Raw genomic sequence first — 19,410 nt, forward strand, 5'->3', positions numbered from 1 at the left:
TTATGCTTTTGTTGCCACCACCTGTTTTGCATATTGTAAATCAATTTTTTTATATTTCTCGATTTCGAGAAGTATCATATATTGTTTGTAAAAAGTTTTGAACCTTTCAAGTTTATCTTTATAATTCGATAAATTTCCTAATTCAATAATATAATTAGCCTCTTTTGGCAGTAAATTAATTTTTTTTGATAATGTTTTTTTTATCCCTATGATTTGATTTTTTAATAATTCATCATCATTTATATATTGAATCATTTTCTTTAACACTTCTATTTCCGTTTCTAAAAATAACCCTTCTACCAAGATCACGTTCTCAGAATACCAGGGACATATATTCATTAAGCTCTCTTGAGTGATATAATAATCTTTTGAAGCTATTTTTATTCTAGCAAGAGGTTTTTTTTGCCAAATATGCAAATATAACTGACCGTCTATCCCCATATATATCTGTACATCTTTTATAAAATCAAATTGTTTTAATCTTTTTTCTATTAAAGATAAGTGTATTCCATTTATATTTTTTTTTTCTATCTCGCCTTCTAATTCATAAATAAAATTTCGAATATTTTTTTCATTTGCAAACCGGTATTTATTCGCCTCTTCTATAGTTATATTGAGTTTTTTTATGAGTCTTTTATTATGACGTGCATGTGAAAAACTCAATAAAAATATAATCAAAACTAAAATAGTACTGAATAATAAGGAATAAATAGCTGTTTTCTTTAACATAAGTAGGTTTTATCAAGCCATTTTTTAATAGGGGTTACTAAAATATCTATATTACCCGCCCCAATACTTAGCAATACATCAAAGTCTTTTTTTTGAATGCAAGGAATTGCTGAAGTTAAATTACTATATTCTTTTTCTTTAAGATCTATAAGTTCTAGTAGAGTTTGAGCATTTATTCCTTTAATAGGACTTTCTCGTGCAGGGTAGATGTCAAGTAATATTAGAGAATCTAGCTTTTCTAAGCTTCTTGCAAAAGCTTCTTGAAAATCTCTTGTTCGACTGAATAGGTGTGGTTGAAAAACTCCTAGGATCTTTTTTCTGGGATATAATTCTCTTACAGCTTTAATAAGTGCGTCTAGCTCACTGGGATGATGGGCATAATCGTCAATATAAATTTTATGCATTGATTTATGATGAAGCGAAAAACGTCTTTTTATCCCCTTAAATGATTTTAGAGCCTGATATGCTTGTTGTTTTGTTATACCTAGTTCTGAAGCTATAGCTAAAGCAGCTACAATATTCTCAAGATTATGATAACCAGCAAGTGGAGCCAGTAAATTTTCCCAAAAAATATTCGGGCCATAAAAATTAAAAAACCAATTATCGCCATTCTTCCTTAAAACTTCCGAATAAAAATCAGCTTTATCTTTAACAGCGTAGGTTTTAACTCCTTCTATTTCTATAGGCAACCCTTTACGTATTAAAAGAGTTCCTCCAACTTTTATTCCTTTTATAAATTTTTGATAAGCTTGATTCAAATTTTCTACTTTTTTATAAACATCTAAATGATCTGTATCCATAGAAGTAATGCATATCTTATCAGGGAATAGATTTAGAAAAGATCGGTCAAATTCATCGGCTTCTATTACTGAGATTTCCCCCCCTCCCAAGATTAAATTCGATTGATAGTTCTCTGCAATCCCTCCTAGGAAAGAAGTGCTTTTTTTCCCAGCATTATATAATATATGCCCTAAAAGACTTGTAGTAGTTGTTTTGCCGTGAGTACCTGCTATGGCTATAGAATAGGTATTTTTAGTAATCATACCTAATAATTCAGCCCGTTTTTTTATCATATATCCTTGATTTTTAAAAAAATTCCATTGTATATGATCTTTTGAAATAGCTGGAGTATAAATAATGATAGTTTTTTCTTTAGCCTGAAATTCTATAGGGATACTATCTAAACAATCTTCGTAGACAATATGGATACCCTCGTATTCAAGCTGACGAGTCAATTCAGTAGAAGTCTCATCATAACCAGCTACTAACATATTCATCATTTTCATATAACGCGCTAATGCGCTCATTCCTATACCACCTATCCCTATAAAATAATAGTGAGAATATGTAAATTTCATGGTAATAACTTTAAAATTTCTTCTACGATCTCTTCAGTAGCCTTAGGTTTTGAAAGATCTCTTATATTTTTTGAGAGCTCAGATTTTAATTTATTATCTTTAATAAGATTCAATATTTTATCAATTAATATTTTATCAATATCATCATTATCAATAACTAAAGCTGCCTTTTTATCAAAAAGCACCTTCGCGTTTTTTCGTTGATGATCATCTAATGACCATGGATAGGGAATAATAATAGAGGGCTTACCTACTGAAGTTAGTTCAGAAATAGTTAAAGCGCCAGCTCTTGATACAATAAGATCTGCCGCTGCGTATGCAGCTGGCATATTATTTATAAATTCTGTGATATATATATATTCATGTTGGACTTCAGTACATTTTTTGAGTTTTTCGAATTCGTTTTTCCCACTTTGCCAAAGCAATTGTATATCGTTTTCAATAAGCTTTTGTAAGCTTTTTAGCCAAATTTGATTTAGAGTACTAGCGCCTTGACTTCCTCCTAAAGATAAAACCACAATTTTTCCCGGATTCAAAGAAAATTTTTTACAAGCTTGCTTATGCCCATAAATTGACTTAGTAATTTCTTCCCTTACGGGATTACCAAAACATCTAATCTTTTCTTTTTTAAAATAAACGTTAGCCTCTTCATAGGCAGTACATATCACTTGAGCATACTTCCCTAGTTTTTTATTTGTAATTCCTGGAATGACATTCTGTTCCTGTATTAAGACAGGAATATTTTTTTGAGAAGCCATGTAAACTAGAGGAGCACTTGCATATCCTCCAGTTCCAATAACAAGATCGGGACAAAATTTTTTAATAATACTATTAGATCTCCATAAACTATGGATTAGTTTAAAAGGCAATAGAAATAGTTCTCTGCTATTTTTTCGTTGTAATCCTGATATCCATAGCCCTATAATAGGATATCCAGCTTGTGGTATTTTTTGCATTTCTATGCGATCTTTAGCTCCGGTAAAAAGAATATCTACTTCTTTTAAACGTTTTTTAAGTTCATCAGCAACAGCAATAGCTGGATAAATATGCCCACCACTCCCACTTACACTAAATATTATTTTAGGGGATCTACTCATAAATATGAGGGTTTTAAAAATCTTGAGTCACAAGAGCCGTGATTTTTTTGTATATTACGACTTATACTTAAAATGATACCAAAACTTAAACAAGTAATCCATATCGATGTGTTACCAGAACTAATTAACGGCAAAGTTTGCCCAGTAATAGGTATTAAATGTACTGTTACACCCATATTAATAAGAGCTTGTCCTATAATAGGTAACCCTACTGAAAGCGTAAGTAAACTCCCAAAATAGCTTTTTACTTTTGTAGCTATTATTATAATCCTAAGTAAAATAAGGATGTATATAAATAATATCATTAAAGCACCTACTAATCCATATTCTTCTACAATAATAGCATAGATAAAGTCTGAGGAAGATTGCGGCAAAAACGACTTAAAAACACTTTTCCCTGGTCCTCTCCCTAATCGTCCTCCTAATACAATAGCTGTTTTTGCTCGTTTGATTTGATAATTCTCTTTTAAAGTTGAGTTTAAAAAAAAATCGATACGGTTTTTCCAAGTATGTACGCGATTGCTTGGTATTTGCCTTCCCCAACATAGGGCTATAAATATAAAAATTCCTACAAGCAGTCCTTTTATAAGTAGTAATCTAAAAAAATATTTTAAAGGATATCCTCCAATAAATAGTAAAACAAGAAACCAACCAAAGGTTAATATTGCGGTTGAGCCATTAGCAGGGAAAATGAGCATTATAATTAAAAACGCTGGGAAAATCAATGGCCAAAAAGACTCTATAAAATTTATTGAATGATCTTTATTTTTAGCAAGATAACGTGCGCTATAGATAAATAGCGTTATTTCTGCTACAGTAGAAGTCTGAAAAGAAAGTCTGGTCCCTGGAATATGTAACCATCTCGCAACTTTTATAGGTCCTTCTATAATATTCCCCTGTATAAGTGTTATAATAAGCAGTATAAAAATTAATGGCATAGCTAAAATAGAAAAAATTCCAAAATATTTATAATCAATAAACTGCGTAAAGAAAAGTATTGTGAATCCTGTAAAAAGTGCTAAGAAATGCTCAAGAAGATAACTAAATACAGTAGTTGTTCCATAGTTGATTGTCAAGTTTGCGCTGACCGAGTAAATCGGTAAAAGCGAAAACAAAGCTAACAAACTTATAAAAGCCCATAGATAGCGATCTCCTTTGAGGTATCTATCAAATACTTTAGTCATTTTATAACTTTTTTATTTCTTCTTTAAATTTTATTCCACGATCTTCATAGCTCTTAAATAAGTCGAAGCTTGCACAAGCAGGTGATAATAAGACAACATCTCCCTTTCGTCCGAGCATATAAGCAGCTTTAACAGCTTCTTTCATGCTTTTAGTTTCAACTATAGGGTCTACTACTTTATGAAAAGATTTTATAATCTTGTCATTTTCAACTCCTAAGCATATAAGAGCTTTAACTTTTTTTTTTACTAATGAAATAAGTATACTATAGTCGTTACCTTTATCTTGTCCACCAGCAATCCATATTAATGGAGCCTTTATACTCTCAAGGGCATAAAATACAGAGTTTACATTTGTCGCCTTAGAATCGTTAATAAACCATATATCCTTAATCTTAAGGACTTTTTCAAGCCGGTGTTCTACTTGTTTAAAGTTCACTATTTTTTTTTTGATAATTTCTTTGCTAATCTTTTCCACATTAGCGACTAGACTTGCAGCCATAACATTATACATGTTATGATAGCCTTTTAAGTTGAAATCATCAATAGCAATGTTTAAAAATTCTTTTTTATGAGATTTTATATATATGTTTTGATTTTTTATATAAGCAGACATATCTATAGTCTCCTTTATGGAGAAAGGAAGTTTTTTACTCTTAGGAAGGTTCTTAGCAAATTGATCCCGTATAATGGGATCATCATAATTATAAATAAAGAAATCTTTTGCTGTTTGATTTGTACATATTCGGAATTTTGAATTCGCATATTCTTCTATATTATAATTATAGCGATCTAAATGATCAGGAGTGATATTAAGCAATACAGCTATATCAGGTCGGAAACAAGGGGAATTATCTAATTGAAAGCTACTTATTTCCAAAATATAATAATCAGCGCTTTCTTTAGCTACTTCTAATGCAAAACTTTTTCCTATGTTTCCTGCTAAGACTACATTTAATCCTCCCTTCTTAAGGAGATGATAAATAAGTAGACTGGTAGTGGTTTTACCGTTGCTTCCTGTTATGGCAATAACTTTTGAACGACTTTTTTGCCAAGCAAATTCAATTTCTGAAACTACTATTATTCCCTTTGCACGAATCTTTTTCATCAAAGGGGTATTATCGGAGATGCCTGGACTTTTTATAATTTGATCGGCAGAGAGGATAATTTTTTCATCATGATGTTTTTCTTCAAAAAGTATATTTTCATTAATCAAGGTTTTTATATGTTTTTTTTTTATATTACTCGCATCAGATAAAAATACAGAAAATCCATGTTTTTTTGCTAATATGGCTGCGCCTACACCACTTTCTCCTGCACCTAAAATCACCATTTTTTTTATCATCTTATTTTTAATGAAACTATTACAATTGCTGCTAAAAAAAACTGTATGATTAAAAATCTATTTACGATTTTACTCTCGTGATACCCTTGTTTTTGAAAATGATGATGTAATGGTGACATTAAAAAAAATCTTTTGCCCTTTCCCTTTTTTAGTTTAGTATATTTAAAATAACCTGTCTGAAGTATTACCGAAAAAGTCTCTACTAGAAAAACTCCACATAATAAAGGTAACATAAGCTCTTTACGTGTGGCTATGGCTAAAACTGCAATAACACCACCTATAGTTAGGCTTCCAGTATCTCCCATAAAAATTTGGGCAGGATAAGCATTATACCACATAAAACCGATTAACGCTCCTACAAAAGCAGCTGAAAAAATAACCATCTCTCCTGCTTGTGGAATGTACATTATATTTAGATAGTTAGAGAAGATAAAATTTCCTGAAATCCAAGCTAAAAGCGCCAATGTACTTACAATGATAGATGAAGTGCCAGCAGCTAATCCATCAATACCATCTGTTAAATTAGCTCCGTTGGAAACGGCAGCAATAATTAAAATAACTATTGTAATGAATACTGCCCAAGTATTCTTAGACCAATTTGGATCAATCCAAATTAAAGTTTCAACATAATTAAATTCATTATTTTTAAAGAAAGGAACTGTAGTTTTAGCAACATGGGTTTCTTTATAAGATTCTTGAGAAATACTTTTTATAGAGTTTAACGTACCTCCTTTATAATGTACTTTCTCTTTAATGGTTACCTGCGGATGAAAATACATTGTAACACCTATAAAAATGCCTAAAATGGTTTGTCCTATAAGTTTAAAAAGTCCTTTAAGTCCGTTTTTACTTTTTCTTGAAAATTTAATATAATCATCTATAAAACCAATCAGTCCCATCCATAAAATAGTTATTATAAGCATTATAATATAGATATTATTTAAACATGCAAAAAGTATAGTAGGTATTAACGTAACGGCGATAATAATCAAGCCTCCCATAGTTGGGGTCCCTTCTTTTTCTTTCTGTCCTATTAAACCTAAATCACGAACATATTCACCCATTTGTTTTTTATGAAGCCAATAAATCATTTTTTCCCCATAAAAAATAGAAATAGTTAAAGAAAGTATAAAGACCACTCCAGCACGAAATGAAATATCTTGTATAATATGAATACCAGGTAAATCATAAATATTTTTTAGATATTCAAATAAATGATAAATCATATTTTGTTTTTTTTGCCTGTGCTATTTTTTGAGCTATTTTTCTGTCATTAAAAGGATAACGAATCCCATTAATATCTTGATAATCTTCATGCCCTTTACCAGCTATCAAGACTAAATCCTCAGATTTAGCTAACGATATCGCTTTTGCGATAGCTAAATTTCTTTCGGTAATACGTAAAATTTTGCTTTGATATGGAGATGAAAGCGCATTTTGCATTTCATCGAGTATTTTTTCAGGATTCTCAGTTCTTGGATTATCGGAGGTAATAATAATTTGATCTGCGTTTTTATACGCTATTTGCATCATATGAGATCGTTTTTTTTTATCACGATCTCCACCGCAACCAAACACACATAATATTCGTTGATTTTTTCTTTGGATATCTCGTAAGGTTTTCATTACTTTTTCAATAGCATCAGGAGTATGTGCGTAATCTATAATAATATGAATACCTGAAGGAGATTGAAAACATTCAAATCGTCCTTTTATAGGTTTTAAAGTACTTAACATTTTAATAACTAGCTCTTTTCTCTCCCCCATTAGCAATGCACTAGCATATACGGCTAACATATTATAAGCATTAAATGTTCCTATAAGTCGACTCCAAAATTCATGCCCATTAAAATTCAGGAGCGTACCAAAAATACTTTTTTCAAGAATTTTACATTTGTAATCAGCTATGTTTTTAAGACTATAGGTAAATTTTTTAGCCAGTGAATTCTGAAGTATAATTCGGGAATTTTTATCATCTGCATTTACTAAGGCAAAAGCATTGGAAGGAAGCTCATCAAAAAATAATTTTTTGGTATGAATATAATTATTAAAAGTCTTATGATAATCTATATGCTCATGGGTGATATTATTAAAGATCCCACCGAAAAAATTCAATCCTATATGTCGTTTCTGGTATATTCCATGAGAACTTACCTCCATAAAAGCATATTGACATCCTTGTTTAATAGCTTTATGTAAAAAACTTTGAATGAAAATAGAGTTCGGCATAGTATGTGTAGTTTCTTGTTCTATGCTGCCTATTTTTAGGCAGATAGTAGAGAGCAATGCACTTTTTTTACCAAGTTTTAAAAAAAGTTGGTGTAATAAAGTCGCAGTAGTAGTTTTCCCATTAGTTCCAGTAATTCCTATAAGTCGTAATTTTTTTGAGGGATGATCATAAAAATTTGCTGCTATTAATCCCAAGACTTTAGCACAATCCTCTACCTGTATATAAGTTACTCCTTCTTCATACTTTGCAGGTATTTTTTGACAAACAATCACCCTTGCTCCCTTTTGTATAGCTTCTTGAATGAAAGAATGACCATCTTTAATATGCCCAGGTATTGCTATGAACATGCTATTTTGAATTACCTCTGAAGAGTTTAAAGATAAATTAGATATTATTCGCTGACGGGGACCGATAATTTGCTTTATAACTAATTGAAAAAGTATTTCTTTTAATGTTTTCATTTTTCTAATATTAGATATATACTTTGTCCTTTTTTTATTTTTTCTCCTGCCGGAATTGATTGTTTTAAAACCCTTCCTACTCCCTCATAATGTACATGTATACCATTATTTTCTAATATTGCAATCACCTCTCTTCCAGAATGTCCTTTTAAATCAGGTAAATAATCGGATAAACTATCAGACAGCTTTTTTTGTGTTGCAATTGATTCCCTTTTCGAAAGACTATTTTTAAAAATCTTTAGTGTTTTTCGATAAGTTTTTATATATATTTTTCGAGCTATTTGATCAAATACCGGGATAGCTATATCGGATGCATAATATTTGTTTTTAGGATTTGAAATTACTACGACACAGCTATATTTTGGATTATTTACAGGAAAATAACCTACAAAAGAACTATTATAATGACGTTTTTTCTTTGGCATCCAATAATTAATCTGAATAGTACCTGTTTTCCCAGCATAAGGATATTCAGGATGATAATACTTTTTAGCTGTCCCATTCTTCACAACATTTTCAAGTAAACATTGAATCTTTTTTATAGAATCCTCGGATGCGATCATAGAATTTATCACTAAAGGATGATATTCTTTGACTACTTTTTCTCCTTCTTTTATTTCTGTGATAAACATAGGCTTAACCATTTTCCCTTTATTAGCAATAGCATTATAAAAATTAAGAATTTGTAAAGGCGTCATTGTTAAACTATATCCAAATGCCATCCAGGGAAGTGTAATTTTACTCCAGTTCCCTTGATAAGGGGTTGGGATATACGGATAGCTCTCTCCTGGAATATCAATATCAAGTTTTTTATCAAGACGCCAATTTTTTAAATGTCGAATAAAATCTTCCGGATGAGTTTTATAATTATCATTAATAATTTTTGCCATTCCTATATTTGAAGAAACCTCAAGAATTTTTTTAGTGCTGATTATTCCATAACCTGATGCTTTATTATCTCGAATTTTTTGCCCATATAATTTATAAATACCTTCCATGGTATCTACTAGTGTTGAAACGTCTATCTTTTTATCTTCAAAAGCGGCAAGCAATGAGATGGGTTTAAAGATGGATCCAGGTTCAATCACTTCCCATACAGCAAAATTTCGGAGATCTTCATAAGTATTTTTTGTTGTTTTTCCTAAATTTACTATAGCATGAATCTCTCCAGTTTTTACTTCCATGAGCACTACTGATCCATGATCTGCATTTGAGGCTTTAAGTTGTTTAACTAAAGCGTTATAAGCAATATCTTGCATTTCTATATCAATAGTAGAATAAATATCTTTTCCCTCTTTAGGTTCTACTTGATCCCATATATTTACGGGTTTCCAGATATTAAAACTAATACGTTGCTCAAGTCTATTCCCATCTTCTCCACTCAGCCATTTACTATAAGCTCCTTCAAGTCCTACTTTCCCTATATTATTATCATAACCTATAGTACGAGCGCCTATATTTTCTATTGAATGAATTCTTTTTTCTTTTATTCGTGTAATGAACCCTCCTCGTATTTGGCCTTTAGATAAAATAGGGAATTGTTTTAACTTAAAGTAAGTTATATGATCTAACCCCTTAGCTAAGGGGAAATACTGATTTTCCTTTTTTTTCTCTATAGAGAACTTTTTATAGAATTGTATTGCGGGTTTTTTAAAAAGACATCCTATAGAATCACTTAAAGATTTAAGTGATTCTATAAAGAGTGTATTTTTGATAGTCTTAAAATCTACATAAACATCATATTGAACAATTGAAGTAGATAAAATATTGCCACCTCTATCATAGATATTTCCGCGATGGGCTTTTAAAGGATTTATTCTGATAGCGATTTTTTGAGCAAACTGTTTATACTTCTTACAATCAGGTGAATTCTGGATATTAATTAGAGTAAAAGCTATAGTACAGGCAAACAATAATAAAATTATCCCTATTATATAAGATCTGTAAAGTATATGTTTTCTATGATAACTCATTAATTTTTAATCTACTTTATCTCATAAGGGATTTCTTCTAAAGGTTTAAGGCCTTTGGGAGCCATAATTTTTTCTATCTCAGACTCAAGATGCATTTTCATGAAATCTTTGTGAATATTAGTATATTTTGAATATAGTTCATTGATTTTTTCACGTAAAAAATTTATTCTATATATTCTTTCATCTACTATATGAGAACTAGTGATACTTATTAATCCTAGTACCACTAAAAATAACATAAACTTCCAGTAACTTACTGCATTTTGTTTAATAAGAAATTTACCTTTTAAAATTCCTTGTATAGAAATATCTTTATTTTTCCCCATTTTTCCTAAATTTTTTCAGCAATTCTAAGACGTGCATTTTTAGCACGTGGATTCTTTAAAATTTCCTCCTTATCGGGAATTATAGGTTTTTTTGAGAGAATTTTAAAATATAGATCTTTATTCCCATAAAAATCCTTTTGAGCCTCTTTATTAAAACATCCATTTTTAAAGAACTGTTTTACTAGTCTATCTTCAAGAGAATGATAAGATATCACAGCTATCCTACCTCCCCTTTTAAGTACTTTTAAGGTACTCTCTAATAATTGCTGCAGGGCATACAATTCGCCGTTTACTTCTATTCGCAAAGCTTGAAATACTTTAGCTAAAAATTTTTGTTTTTTCTTAAAAGGAGTTTCTTTTTTAAGAATTTCAATTAACTCAAAAGTAGTCTCTATTGTTTTTTTCTCACGTCGGATAAGAATTTTTTCAGCAAGTTTTCTTGAATTTCTTAGCTCTCCATATTCAAAAAAAATCTTAGCAAGCGCTTCTTTTGAGTAAGTATTTATGATTTCTTTAGCAGATTTTTTAGCAAGTTGATTCATTCGCATATCTAATATATTATCAAATCTAATGGAAAATCCCCGCTTAGGGGTATCTAATTGATGTGAAGAAACGCCTAAATCAGCTAAAATTCCTGATATTGATGATATACCTTGCAAGTGCAAAATATTTTCGATATGTCTAAAATTTTGGTGAAAAAACTTAATCCGTGTATCTTGAAATATATTGTATTCAAAAGCATCTTGATCTTGATCAAAACATAAAATATTCCCCTCTATATCAAGTCGCTTTAACAAACCAGCACTATGACCACCACCTCCAAAAGTACAATCTACATATATACCTTTTGGGTCATTAACAAGAAAATCTAGAGTTTGTTCTAGCAGAACAGGGGTATGATATAAAAGTCTCATTTTCATTTATTTTAATGATTATTGACTCCTATAAAACTATAAAAATGTTATTCAATTTTTTTTTGATGATAACGATTACTTAATCCCTGATGTACTATATTTTAATCAAATAGTTAATAGGTTAACTTCATTTTGAAGTATCTATTAGAATAAATTTATATCAACCTAGTTAGTAGGCCTGATACAAAACGTTTATTTCTTCTATATAATTGCACCTTATTGAGATGTTCTAGGATAAATCTTAGGATATTTTATATAAAACAAATATCTCTTTATAAAGAGCATCCTCATTAGCTATCTAGCAATTTAGAATCTCTATATTCTTGTAATATAAAAAGTTAACATCAAATAATTTTTCAATTGTATTTTTATTAAAGAAAATATACTTAAATTTAAAAAAAATAACAACTTTATCTAACCGAATTCACTAAAAGAATCTAAGATACTTAAAAAGAAAAAATAAATTCTAAGAAACTTAACTATTATAAAAATAAATAACCAATTTCTAATCTTAGAAGAAGCTATTATATGCTAGCCCTTAGATCATATGTGTATTTATATATAAAAAAATGTTTTAATAATATATTATAATTTTGTCTTTAGTTATAAATCTTCATTTTATTTATCACCATTAGCCGTAATATTTTATAAAGTATCGGGTTAAATTATAAGGGTTAAAAATCCAGACTAAATAATCACTCAATTCTTAAAGAGAGTTCATAAAAAAGCTAAAGAACTCACAAAGTATAATATAATATAGACCAAAAAATATTATTATTGTATCCTTCTTATAGAATCGGACTAATATTCTAAGCGTATTTGTTTAGCTGCACTAACCATATTTTTAAGTGCCGGAATAACCTCAGACCATTCTCTAGTTTTAAGGCCACAATCAGGATTAACCCAAAGATTAGGAACAGGTAAAAATCGGGTTGCTAGTGCTAGCAAATCTTTTATTTCTTGCGTACTGGGAATTCTTGGTGAATGAATATCGTATATTCCTGGGCCCATTGCATTGGGATATTGAAAATTAGAAAAAGCTTCGAGTAATTTCATTTGTGATCGAGAAGTTTCTATAGTAATAACATCAGCATCCATATAAGCAATATATTCTAAAATTTCATTGAAATCGCTATAGCACATATGTGTATGAATCTTAGTATCATCCCTTACGCCACTTGAAGCAATTTTAAAGGCATTAATAGCCCATTTGAAATAATCTTTCCTGTTTTTTTTCTTTAAAGGCATCCCTTCTCTTAAAGCAGGCTCATCGATTTGAATAATTCCTATACCTATTTTTAAGTATTAAAAATTTATTTATTATAATAAATTATAAATTATTAAAAAATAATACCGAAAAGTTATATAGAATAAATTTCTAAATTTTATAAAAAAGGGTGATAAATAAATAAACTGTTATCACTTATGCTTAATAAGCATAAGTGATAACAGTTTATTATAGGATTATGATTCTATAAATTTAGTAAGGATATCATTTTGTTTTTTTTTTCACTAGTAAAACTACTGTGTTATAATCAAATTTTTACTATTTTAACTTAAGCTTTATAAATAAGACTTATAATTTAATAAGGGAATTGGTAAGTTATTTTAAAAGTGAGTTTTTTATTACTTTTTTCAGTAAAATCCTCACACTCTCCTATCCATTTTAAAACTATAGTGTCTTTTTTAAGATCTTTGCTAAAAGATAGTTTGTTTTTAATAATTTGAAAATCTCCCTTCTCTGAACTTACTATGCTATAGTGCATAGTTTCAGTTTGACTCTCTTCATCAATTATTTCCTGAGTTCTTTTATAGATATTTATAGTTTTCCCGATAAGTTCTTGAGTAGTCTGTACTTTTATTGGGAAATCCTCTATAAGAAATCTTACTTGATAAAAATGACACTGCAAAGCATCATCAGGTAAGTTATCATCGATTTCTTCAGTAGAAGCTATATCTAATATCAAGACATATTCTTTCTCTAGTAAAATCACTTTCAATATTCCCCTTTTAATCTTATATGTTAATGTCTCTTCAGGATGAAAAATTTGAATGCAATTCATAATATAGTAAACAAAAAATCATATATAGTCACAAATGTAAAACATGATTTCTATTGAAATACTATATGTATATTGATTTTTTTAAAAAAAAAAAAAATATCATCTAAGAAAATATTTTAAAGTTTTTAAGATTTAAAAAAAAATATGGATATTATTCTTTTTCATTGCTAAGTTTTTACTATTTTTTAGTGGATTTACTTACTAGTTAAAAAAAAGAATAACTTATTATGATATTTCTTAGAATGTAAATAAATATCTTATAATCTTATAAGATAAGGTTCTCCAAACTTTTACCCCCAATGGGGTATTTTTAATTTAAATGTTTGCTGTGCTTTCATCGTATCAAGAGCACTATAAGTAGGTCTTGGGGCTATAGTATAGTAATCTTCTTTTGAAATGGGATTTAGAAAAGTACTGGGTTGCTTTTTAATCAATAGGAAGGTTCTGGCTAATTCATAGATACTGCAAATTCCTTGATTGCTGAAATGATAGATTCCATAACAAGATGGCTGTTTTTCAATCAAAAAAAGTAAGAATTCTGCCAAATCTTATGTATAAGTAGATGATCCATATTGATCTTTTACTATATTTAAGACTTTCTTAGCTGCGGAATATTCACAAACAGTTTTTATTAAAGAGTTCCCTAGTTTTGAGAATAACCAAGAAGTTCGTATGATAAAGTAACGTTCAGTACTATTGATAATAGTTAGTTCTCCATCTCTTTTAGAAGCTCCATAAACATTAATGGCTTGGGAGATATCGGATTCATTATAAGGTTGTTGAAATTTTCCATCGAATATATAATTGGTAGAAAGATGAATAAATAAAATATTATGAAGATAACATTGAGCAGCTAACATTCCGACTCCAAGACTATTACTAGCATAAGCTAATTCAGGATTAAACTCAGCTTCATTTACATTAGTATAAGCTGCGCAATTAATACATATATCTATTTTATGAGAATTAAAAAAAAATCTTAATTTAGTTTCATCATCTATAGGAAGATCCTTCTTACTTAGGAAAATAAAATACTTATCTATATAATTTTTAGTACTTATCTTATCTCGGAGAATAAGTGCGACTCCTCCTAATCCACCTGTGACAAGAATATTTATCATAAACATATAGGTATAAAATCCTTAAAAGACTTTTGTATTTGATCTCTACTAGAGAGAATAATATTTTCTTTTGGAAATTCCCAGTCAATAGCTAATTGATTATCGTCATAGCGAATACCATCTTGACTTTCACGATGATAATGCGAATCACATTGATATATAACTTCTGCTTTATCGCTTAGAGTAATAAATCCGTGAGCAAATCCTGCGATTATAAATAATTGTTTTCGATTTTTATGAGAAAGTCGCTCTTTTATATATTTTCAGTAAGTAATAGAATTTAAACGTACATCTAAAGATATATCTAATATTTCTCCGCTTATTACGCTGATAAGTTTTGACTGTGCTCTAGGAGGTCTTTGTAGATGAAGACCCCGAAGTGTCCCTTTTAAAGAACATACATAGTTTGTTTGTACAAAACAAATTTTTTGTCGGCTGATTTTTTTAAATTTTTCCTCATGGAAACCTTCTCTAAAGTATCCTCTGTTGTCTTTTATAATTTGAGGTTTAATAATCCAACATCCTTGCAATACTGTAGGGAGGATTTTCATAATATAGGAATATTTTTGTATCCTCTACAAAGATAGATAACTATCTTTTACGAACCATTAGTGTTACTCTCATCTATAAAGAAGTAGATATTAGTTTTTTAAATTTTAAAATACTTTATTCCCCACAGTCCATATTTGCTTAATTATGGGATATTCTATCAAAAAAGAGTTACAATAGTGTTTTCTTTATAATTTTATAAAGACTTTTAAAGAATTTACAATAAACTTTTTTTTCAAAAAAAACTATTACTTCTTTTATAAAGTTATATACCGTAAACTTTATAGCATATAACATAGTGAAAACTTTATTTTGAGATAATATATTAATTATTATTAATTTTATTTTTATAGAGGTTAATTGAATTTTATCTCTATATTAATAGAAGTTTAATTCATAGGAGGAAAGGAAAAAAAATAATTTAGTTCTACTAATTTATACAGAAATTATCTCATACTTTTTTTGTGAAATTTTACCATTTAAAAATCTTTTTCATTTTAATATAACTCTTTAAGAGTTAAGAAATGATATTAAGTACTAAAAGATATTGTATAAATTTTGTATACTAGTTTAGTAAAGAATAAAGTGTATAAAGATATCATTTTTATTATTAACTATAAATTCTATTATATCTTATGCCCTTGCAATATGTCTTCTTGCCTTTATAATAAGTAGACTATGAGCAAAGCGGGAACATATATTTGATATGAGGATTCTTTGATTACATATAATTATATAAGTACTTTATATGTCCTCAAGATAATACATTTTTATAATGTAAATATTTTGTGATATGGATGGATAAATCTAAAAAAACTATTTTAGCATAAGCATTTCGTTCTATATCTTTACTTGCTTGTTCTATATCTTTATAGATATTTTGTATATTTTCAACCCGTATATTTTTTGAAAAAGCTTCCCAATTAAATTTTTCTGAATCAAGGGGATTAAAATCCATAGGATCCACATGATAATTTGTAATTAATGCTTGCCGGAAGATAAAGAGAGTATAATCTAGGAATTTTTTTTGAGTTTCTCTCCCCCACTGATGTATAGTTTCAGAACATTCGATAAGAGTTTTTATGGCTACGGGTTTTTTTTCGACTATAAAAACATTTCGTATCCAATGCATAAAAAAGTTTTGGAAGTGGGTTTCTCTTGTTTTTTTTAGTAATTTCAAAGCATTACCCCATTCGCCTTCACTTCTTTGAGAAATAAACAAGGCTTCTTTTTCGGAAAGTCCTTGTCTTTTCTGTAAAAGAATTTGCATTTGATCCAAGGGTAAGGGTTTTAAGCAGAAGATTTGCATACGAGAGCGTAAGGTAGATAATAGACCATAGTGATGTTCTCCTACAAATAAGAAGATAGTTTTTTCCGGGGGTTCTTCTAAAATTTTTAATAGCTTGTTTACTGCTGTTATATGAAGACGTTCAGGCATCCACATAATAAGTACTTTATATCCTCCTTCATAACTTTTTATTTGTAAGTTATTAATCATATGATTTACTGTTTCTATTCCTATTTGCAGTTGTTTATTATCAATTTCTAAATATTCCAGCCAATTAAAGATATCCCCGTAGGGATATTGACATAAAAATTCTCTCCACTTATTTAGTAAATTTAAGTTTGTCGAGTATCTTACTTTTTCATTAAATGGGACTGGAAAGATAAAATGTAGATCAGGATGTTGTAAAGCATCAATTTTTAAGTCGGTATTTGGATCCTTATTATTATTTAAGAGTATTCGCGCAAATGCTATCGCTAAAGGCAGCCCTCCATATCCAGCAGGCCCTACAAATAAAAGAGCATGGGCTATACGATTACTTTTATACATACAATATAAAAGATTTTTGGTAAACTCTAGACCTATAATGTCTTTAAAATGCATTATACTAATAGTTTCTTAGGAAGTAGATTTTCTTATTCCAAATTTAGATGTTTTAGCTTACGTAAGCTTTCTATTCCAATTAATAATAATAAAAGTATTTTTGTAATAAATCTTTTAAGATTACATATGGATAAGAGTAGAATAGAACTTATGTCTCCTGCTGGAGATTGGGATTCTTTGCAATCGGCCTTGGATAACGGGGCTAATTCGGTATATTTCGGCATAGAGCAGCTTAATATGCGTGCGCGAGCGAATGTGAATTTCACTCCTGAAGATCTTGTGGAGATAGTAAGGCGCTCTCATGAAAAATCTATACGCGCTTATCTTACGATGAATACTATTATTTATGATCATGATTTGTCTTTTATTAAAACTTTAACTAATAAAGCTCAGAAGGCCGGCGTAGATGCTTTGATCGCTATGGATCAAGCAGTAATTAATTATGCGAGACAAATAGGGATGAAGGTGCATATCTCAACTCAATTAAATATAACTAATATAGAAACAGTAAAATTCTATGCTCATTTTGCTGACGTTATGATTTTAAGTCGAGAGTTAAGCTTAAATCAGATAAAAAATATAGTTCATCAAATTGAAAAAGAGAATATTAAAGGTCCATCAGGAGATTTAATTAAAATTGAAATATTCGGTCATGGGGCTCTATGTATGGCAATCTCTGGAAAATGTTATTTAAGCCTTCACTCATACAATTCTTCAGCTAACAGAGGAGCATGTAAACAAAATTGTCGTAAAAAATATACTGTTATTGATCAAGAAAATGGATTTGAAATAGAACTCGATAACGAATATATGATGTCATCTAAAGACCTATGTACCATAGGATTCCTTGATCAAATTATCTCATCAGGTATTAAAGTGCTAAAAATAGAGGGACGGGCTAGATCACCTGAATACGTAGCACAAACCACTGCTTGCTACCGCGATGCTATCGATACCATCGATAAAGGTATTTTTGATCAGGAAAAAATAAGCATTTGGCTAGAACGACTTAGTAAAGTGTATAATAGAGGTTTTTGGAACGGCTATTATTTAGGCCAAAAGCTCGGAGAGTGGTCTTATGTGAGTGGCTCTTTAGTTTCACAAAGAAAAATTTATTTAGGTAAAGGTGTACATTATTATCCTAAGAAAGCTATTGGAGAATTTTTAATTGAGTCTTACGATTTGAAGGTAGGCGATAAAATATTGATCACTGGACCTAGTACAGGAGCTAAAGAAACCAAAGTAGAAGCTTTAATGATAGAAGGTAAAAATATCACCTTAGTGACTAAGGGTCAGGTATTTACAATGCCTATAAATTTTAGGATAAGACCTTCAGATAAACTTTATAAATTAATTCAAAATTAATGCTGATTATCACCTTACAAAGGGGCAAATGTATTGGCTGTAATTATTGTGTTGAGCTAGCCCCCACATATTTTCGTATGTCTAAAAAAGATGGTAAATCCATTTTGTTACGTTCAAAAGAAAAAAAAGGTTTTTTTATTCTTAAAATTCTCGAAAATAAAGAATATAATAGTAGCTTAAATGCGGCTCAGACTTGTCCAGTGAAAATTATCAGCGTAAAGAAAACTTAAATGTATGCCGATAAGTCTTTTTACCGAAAAAAATATCTAGAGCAAAGGAGATCTCTCTCTTTGAGAGAGATCTCAAAGGCTTCAGAGAGTATTACTGAACGTTTAAAAGAATTACCTTTATGGGAGAAAAAAAACTATCATCTTTTTTTACCGATATTTCAACAAAATGAAATTAATACTTTTTTACTTTTAAAATACCTTAAAGAACAATCTAAAAATATTATTCTCTCAAAAACGGATTTTTGTAGAAACAGGATGGATTTTTTTCTATGGCATCCGCAGATGACTTTTTCTGAAAATACTTATGGTGTTATAGAACCTAAAGAAGGGTTAAAAGTAGATCCTTTATCCATTGAAGTAGCTTTTATACCTCTTTTAGCTTTTGATATTAAAGGTCATAGATTAGGATATGGAAAAGGGATTTACGATCGATTTTTAGCTTCTTGCTCAGAAAATCTTTATAAAGTAGGGCTTAGCTTATTTAAACCATTAATGAATCCTTTATATATACACTCGGGAGATATCTGTTTAAATGCTGTAGTTACTCCTAATAATATCTATTTTTTTTAAGATTTTATTT

Annotated in this window: 15 protein-coding genes and 3 pseudogenes; 3 read left to right on the forward strand and 15 right to left on the reverse strand. The window is 29.4% G+C overall.

Annotation, left to right across the window (positions count from 1 at the left end):
• The 15 genes and pseudogenes from ACUBP5_RS00270 to ACUBP5_RS00340 all read right to left on the reverse strand — a co-directional run bounded on the left by ACUBP5_RS00270 (window position 1) and on the right by ACUBP5_RS00340 (window position 17,181).
• Window positions 1–729, reverse strand: coding sequence for a cell division protein FtsQ/DivIB (locus ACUBP5_RS00270; protein ID WP_482168319.1), 729 nt, complete (start codon window positions 727–729; stop codon window positions 1–3).
• Window positions 723–2,087, reverse strand: coding sequence for a UDP-N-acetylmuramate--L-alanine ligase (gene murC / locus ACUBP5_RS00275; RefSeq protein WP_482168320.1), 1,365 nt, complete (start codon window positions 2,085–2,087; stop codon window positions 723–725). Before murC ends, ACUBP5_RS00270 begins: the two co-directional genes overlap by 7 nt.
• A complete protein-coding gene (gene murG / locus ACUBP5_RS00280) occupies window positions 2,084–3,184 on the reverse strand; it encodes an undecaprenyldiphospho-muramoylpentapeptide beta-N-acetylglucosaminyltransferase (RefSeq protein ID WP_482168321.1) in 1,101 nt (366 codons plus the stop codon). The genes murC and murG overlap by 4 nt, the downstream gene beginning before the upstream one ends.
• A complete protein-coding gene (locus tag ACUBP5_RS00285) occupies window positions 3,181–4,368 on the reverse strand; it encodes an FtsW/RodA/SpoVE family cell cycle protein (RefSeq protein WP_482168322.1) in 1,188 nt (395 codons plus the stop codon). The genes murG and ACUBP5_RS00285 overlap by 4 nt, the downstream gene beginning before the upstream one ends.
• A 1-nt stretch (window position 4,369) precedes the next feature.
• Window positions 4,370–5,710: a UDP-N-acetylmuramoyl-L-alanine--D-glutamate ligase gene (gene murD, locus ACUBP5_RS00290; protein WP_482168323.1), complete on the reverse strand. Its 1,341-nt coding sequence runs from the start codon at window positions 5,708–5,710 to the stop codon at window positions 4,370–4,372.
• Window positions 5,707–6,936 carry a phospho-N-acetylmuramoyl-pentapeptide-transferase gene (gene mraY / locus ACUBP5_RS00295; RefSeq protein ID WP_482168324.1) on the reverse strand — a complete coding sequence of 410 codons (1,230 nt, stop codon included), beginning with the start codon at window positions 6,934–6,936 and terminating at the stop codon, window positions 5,707–5,709. The genes murD and mraY overlap by 4 nt, the downstream gene beginning before the upstream one ends.
• Complete coding sequence (locus tag ACUBP5_RS00300) at window positions 6,917–8,401, reverse strand: UDP-N-acetylmuramoyl-L-alanyl-D-glutamate--2,6-diaminopimelate ligase (RefSeq protein ID WP_482168325.1); 1,485 nt, start codon at window positions 8,399–8,401, stop codon at window positions 6,917–6,919. The genes mraY and ACUBP5_RS00300 overlap by 20 nt, the downstream gene beginning before the upstream one ends.
• The gene (locus tag ACUBP5_RS00305; protein ID WP_482168326.1) at window positions 8,398–10,374 is read right to left on the reverse strand and encodes a penicillin-binding protein; all 1,977 of its coding nucleotides are present in this window, start codon (window positions 10,372–10,374) and stop codon (window positions 8,398–8,400) included. The genes ACUBP5_RS00300 and ACUBP5_RS00305 overlap by 4 nt, the downstream gene beginning before the upstream one ends.
• 11 nt (window positions 10,375–10,385) lie before the next feature.
• The gene (locus ACUBP5_RS00310; RefSeq protein WP_482168327.1) at window positions 10,386–10,700 is read right to left on the reverse strand and encodes an FtsL-like putative cell division protein; all 315 of its coding nucleotides are present in this window, start codon (window positions 10,698–10,700) and stop codon (window positions 10,386–10,388) included.
• A 5-nt stretch (window positions 10,701–10,705) separates the two neighbouring features.
• Window positions 10,706–11,620: a 16S rRNA (cytosine(1402)-N(4))-methyltransferase RsmH gene (gene rsmH / locus ACUBP5_RS00315; RefSeq protein WP_482168328.1), complete on the reverse strand. Its 915-nt coding sequence runs from the start codon at window positions 11,618–11,620 to the stop codon at window positions 10,706–10,708.
• A 795-nt stretch (window positions 11,621–12,415) separates the two neighbouring features.
• Window positions 12,416–12,913, reverse strand: a pseudogene (locus tag ACUBP5_RS00320) (5-methyltetrahydropteroyltriglutamate--homocysteine S-methyltransferase); the annotation flags it as partial.
• A 284-nt stretch (window positions 12,914–13,197) separates the two neighbouring features.
• Window positions 13,198–13,677, reverse strand: a complete 480-nt coding sequence (locus ACUBP5_RS00325) for a hypothetical protein (RefSeq protein WP_482168329.1) — start codon at window positions 13,675–13,677, stop codon at window positions 13,198–13,200.
• 290 nt (window positions 13,678–13,967) lie between these two features.
• Window positions 13,968–14,804, reverse strand: a pseudogene (rfbD, locus tag ACUBP5_RS00330) (dTDP-4-dehydrorhamnose reductase).
• A pseudogene (gene rfbC, locus ACUBP5_RS00335) lies at window positions 14,795–15,349 on the reverse strand (dTDP-4-dehydrorhamnose 3,5-epimerase). Before rfbC ends, rfbD begins: the two co-directional pseudogenes overlap by 10 nt.
• 752 nt (window positions 15,350–16,101) lie before the next feature.
• A complete protein-coding gene (locus ACUBP5_RS00340; protein ID WP_482168330.1) occupies window positions 16,102–17,181 on the reverse strand; it encodes a DNA polymerase III subunit in 1,080 nt (359 codons plus the stop codon).
• A gap of 180 nt (window positions 17,182–17,361) precedes the next feature.
• Between ACUBP5_RS00340 and ACUBP5_RS00345 the strand changes: the two genes are divergently transcribed.
• The 3 genes from ACUBP5_RS00345 to ACUBP5_RS00355 are packed head-to-tail and all read left to right on the forward strand — an operon-like array spanning window position 17,362 to window position 19,400.
• The gene (locus tag ACUBP5_RS00345; protein ID WP_482168331.1) at window positions 17,362–18,600 is read left to right on the forward strand and encodes a peptidase U32 family protein; all 1,239 of its coding nucleotides are present in this window, start codon (window positions 17,362–17,364) and stop codon (window positions 18,598–18,600) included.
• Complete coding sequence (locus ACUBP5_RS00350) at window positions 18,600–18,830, forward strand: ferredoxin (protein ID WP_482168332.1); 231 nt, start codon at window positions 18,600–18,602, stop codon at window positions 18,828–18,830. The genes ACUBP5_RS00345 and ACUBP5_RS00350 overlap by 1 nt, the downstream gene beginning before the upstream one ends.
• On the forward strand, window positions 18,831–19,400 hold the full coding sequence (locus tag ACUBP5_RS00355) for a 5-formyltetrahydrofolate cyclo-ligase (protein ID WP_482168333.1): 570 nt from the start codon (window positions 18,831–18,833) through the stop codon (window positions 19,398–19,400).
• Window positions 19,401–19,410: the final 10 nt, after the last annotated feature.

It is taken from the genome of Candidatus Insignibacter tubulum (assembly GCF_056790205.1).

What these genes read in the sequence shown, in the direction of transcription:
- rsmH (WP_482168328.1), bottom strand. Translation starts at nt 11,620, where the DNA reads ATGAAAATGAGACTTTTATATCATACCCCTGTTCTGCTAGAACAAACT.
- ACUBP5_RS00355 (WP_482168333.1), top strand. Translation starts at nt 18,831, where the DNA reads ATGTATGCCGATAAGTCTTTTTACCGAAAAAAATATCTAGAGCAAAGG.
- ACUBP5_RS00305 (WP_482168326.1), bottom strand. Translation starts at nt 10,374, where the DNA reads ATGAGTTATCATAGAAAACATATACTTTACAGATCTTATATAATAGGG.
- ACUBP5_RS00350 (WP_482168332.1), top strand. Translation starts at nt 18,600, where the DNA reads ATGCTGATTATCACCTTACAAAGGGGCAAATGTATTGGCTGTAATTAT.
- ACUBP5_RS00340 (WP_482168330.1), bottom strand. Translation starts at nt 17,181, where the DNA reads ATGTATAAAAGTAATCGTATAGCCCATGCTCTTTTATTTGTAGGGCCT.
- murC (WP_482168320.1), bottom strand. Translation starts at nt 2,087, where the DNA reads ATGAAATTTACATATTCTCACTATTATTTTATAGGGATAGGTGGTATA.
- murG (WP_482168321.1), bottom strand. Translation starts at nt 3,184, where the DNA reads ATGAGTAGATCCCCTAAAATAATATTTAGTGTAAGTGGGAGTGGTGGG.
- ACUBP5_RS00325 (WP_482168329.1), bottom strand. Translation starts at nt 13,677, where the DNA reads ATGAATTGCATTCAAATTTTTCATCCTGAAGAGACATTAACATATAAG.
- ACUBP5_RS00345 (WP_482168331.1), top strand. Translation starts at nt 17,362, where the DNA reads ATGGATAAGAGTAGAATAGAACTTATGTCTCCTGCTGGAGATTGGGAT.
- ACUBP5_RS00270 (WP_482168319.1), bottom strand. Translation starts at nt 729, where the DNA reads ATGTTAAAGAAAACAGCTATTTATTCCTTATTATTCAGTACTATTTTA.
- ACUBP5_RS00310 (WP_482168327.1), bottom strand. Translation starts at nt 10,700, where the DNA reads ATGGGGAAAAATAAAGATATTTCTATACAAGGAATTTTAAAAGGTAAA.
- ACUBP5_RS00300 (WP_482168325.1), bottom strand. Translation starts at nt 8,401, where the DNA reads ATGAAAACATTAAAAGAAATACTTTTTCAATTAGTTATAAAGCAAATT.
- murD (WP_482168323.1), bottom strand. Translation starts at nt 5,710, where the DNA reads ATGATAAAAAAAATGGTGATTTTAGGTGCAGGAGAAAGTGGTGTAGGC.
- ACUBP5_RS00285 (WP_482168322.1), bottom strand. Translation starts at nt 4,368, where the DNA reads ATGACTAAAGTATTTGATAGATACCTCAAAGGAGATCGCTATCTATGG.
- mraY (WP_482168324.1), bottom strand. Translation starts at nt 6,936, where the DNA reads ATGATTTATCATTTATTTGAATATCTAAAAAATATTTATGATTTACCT.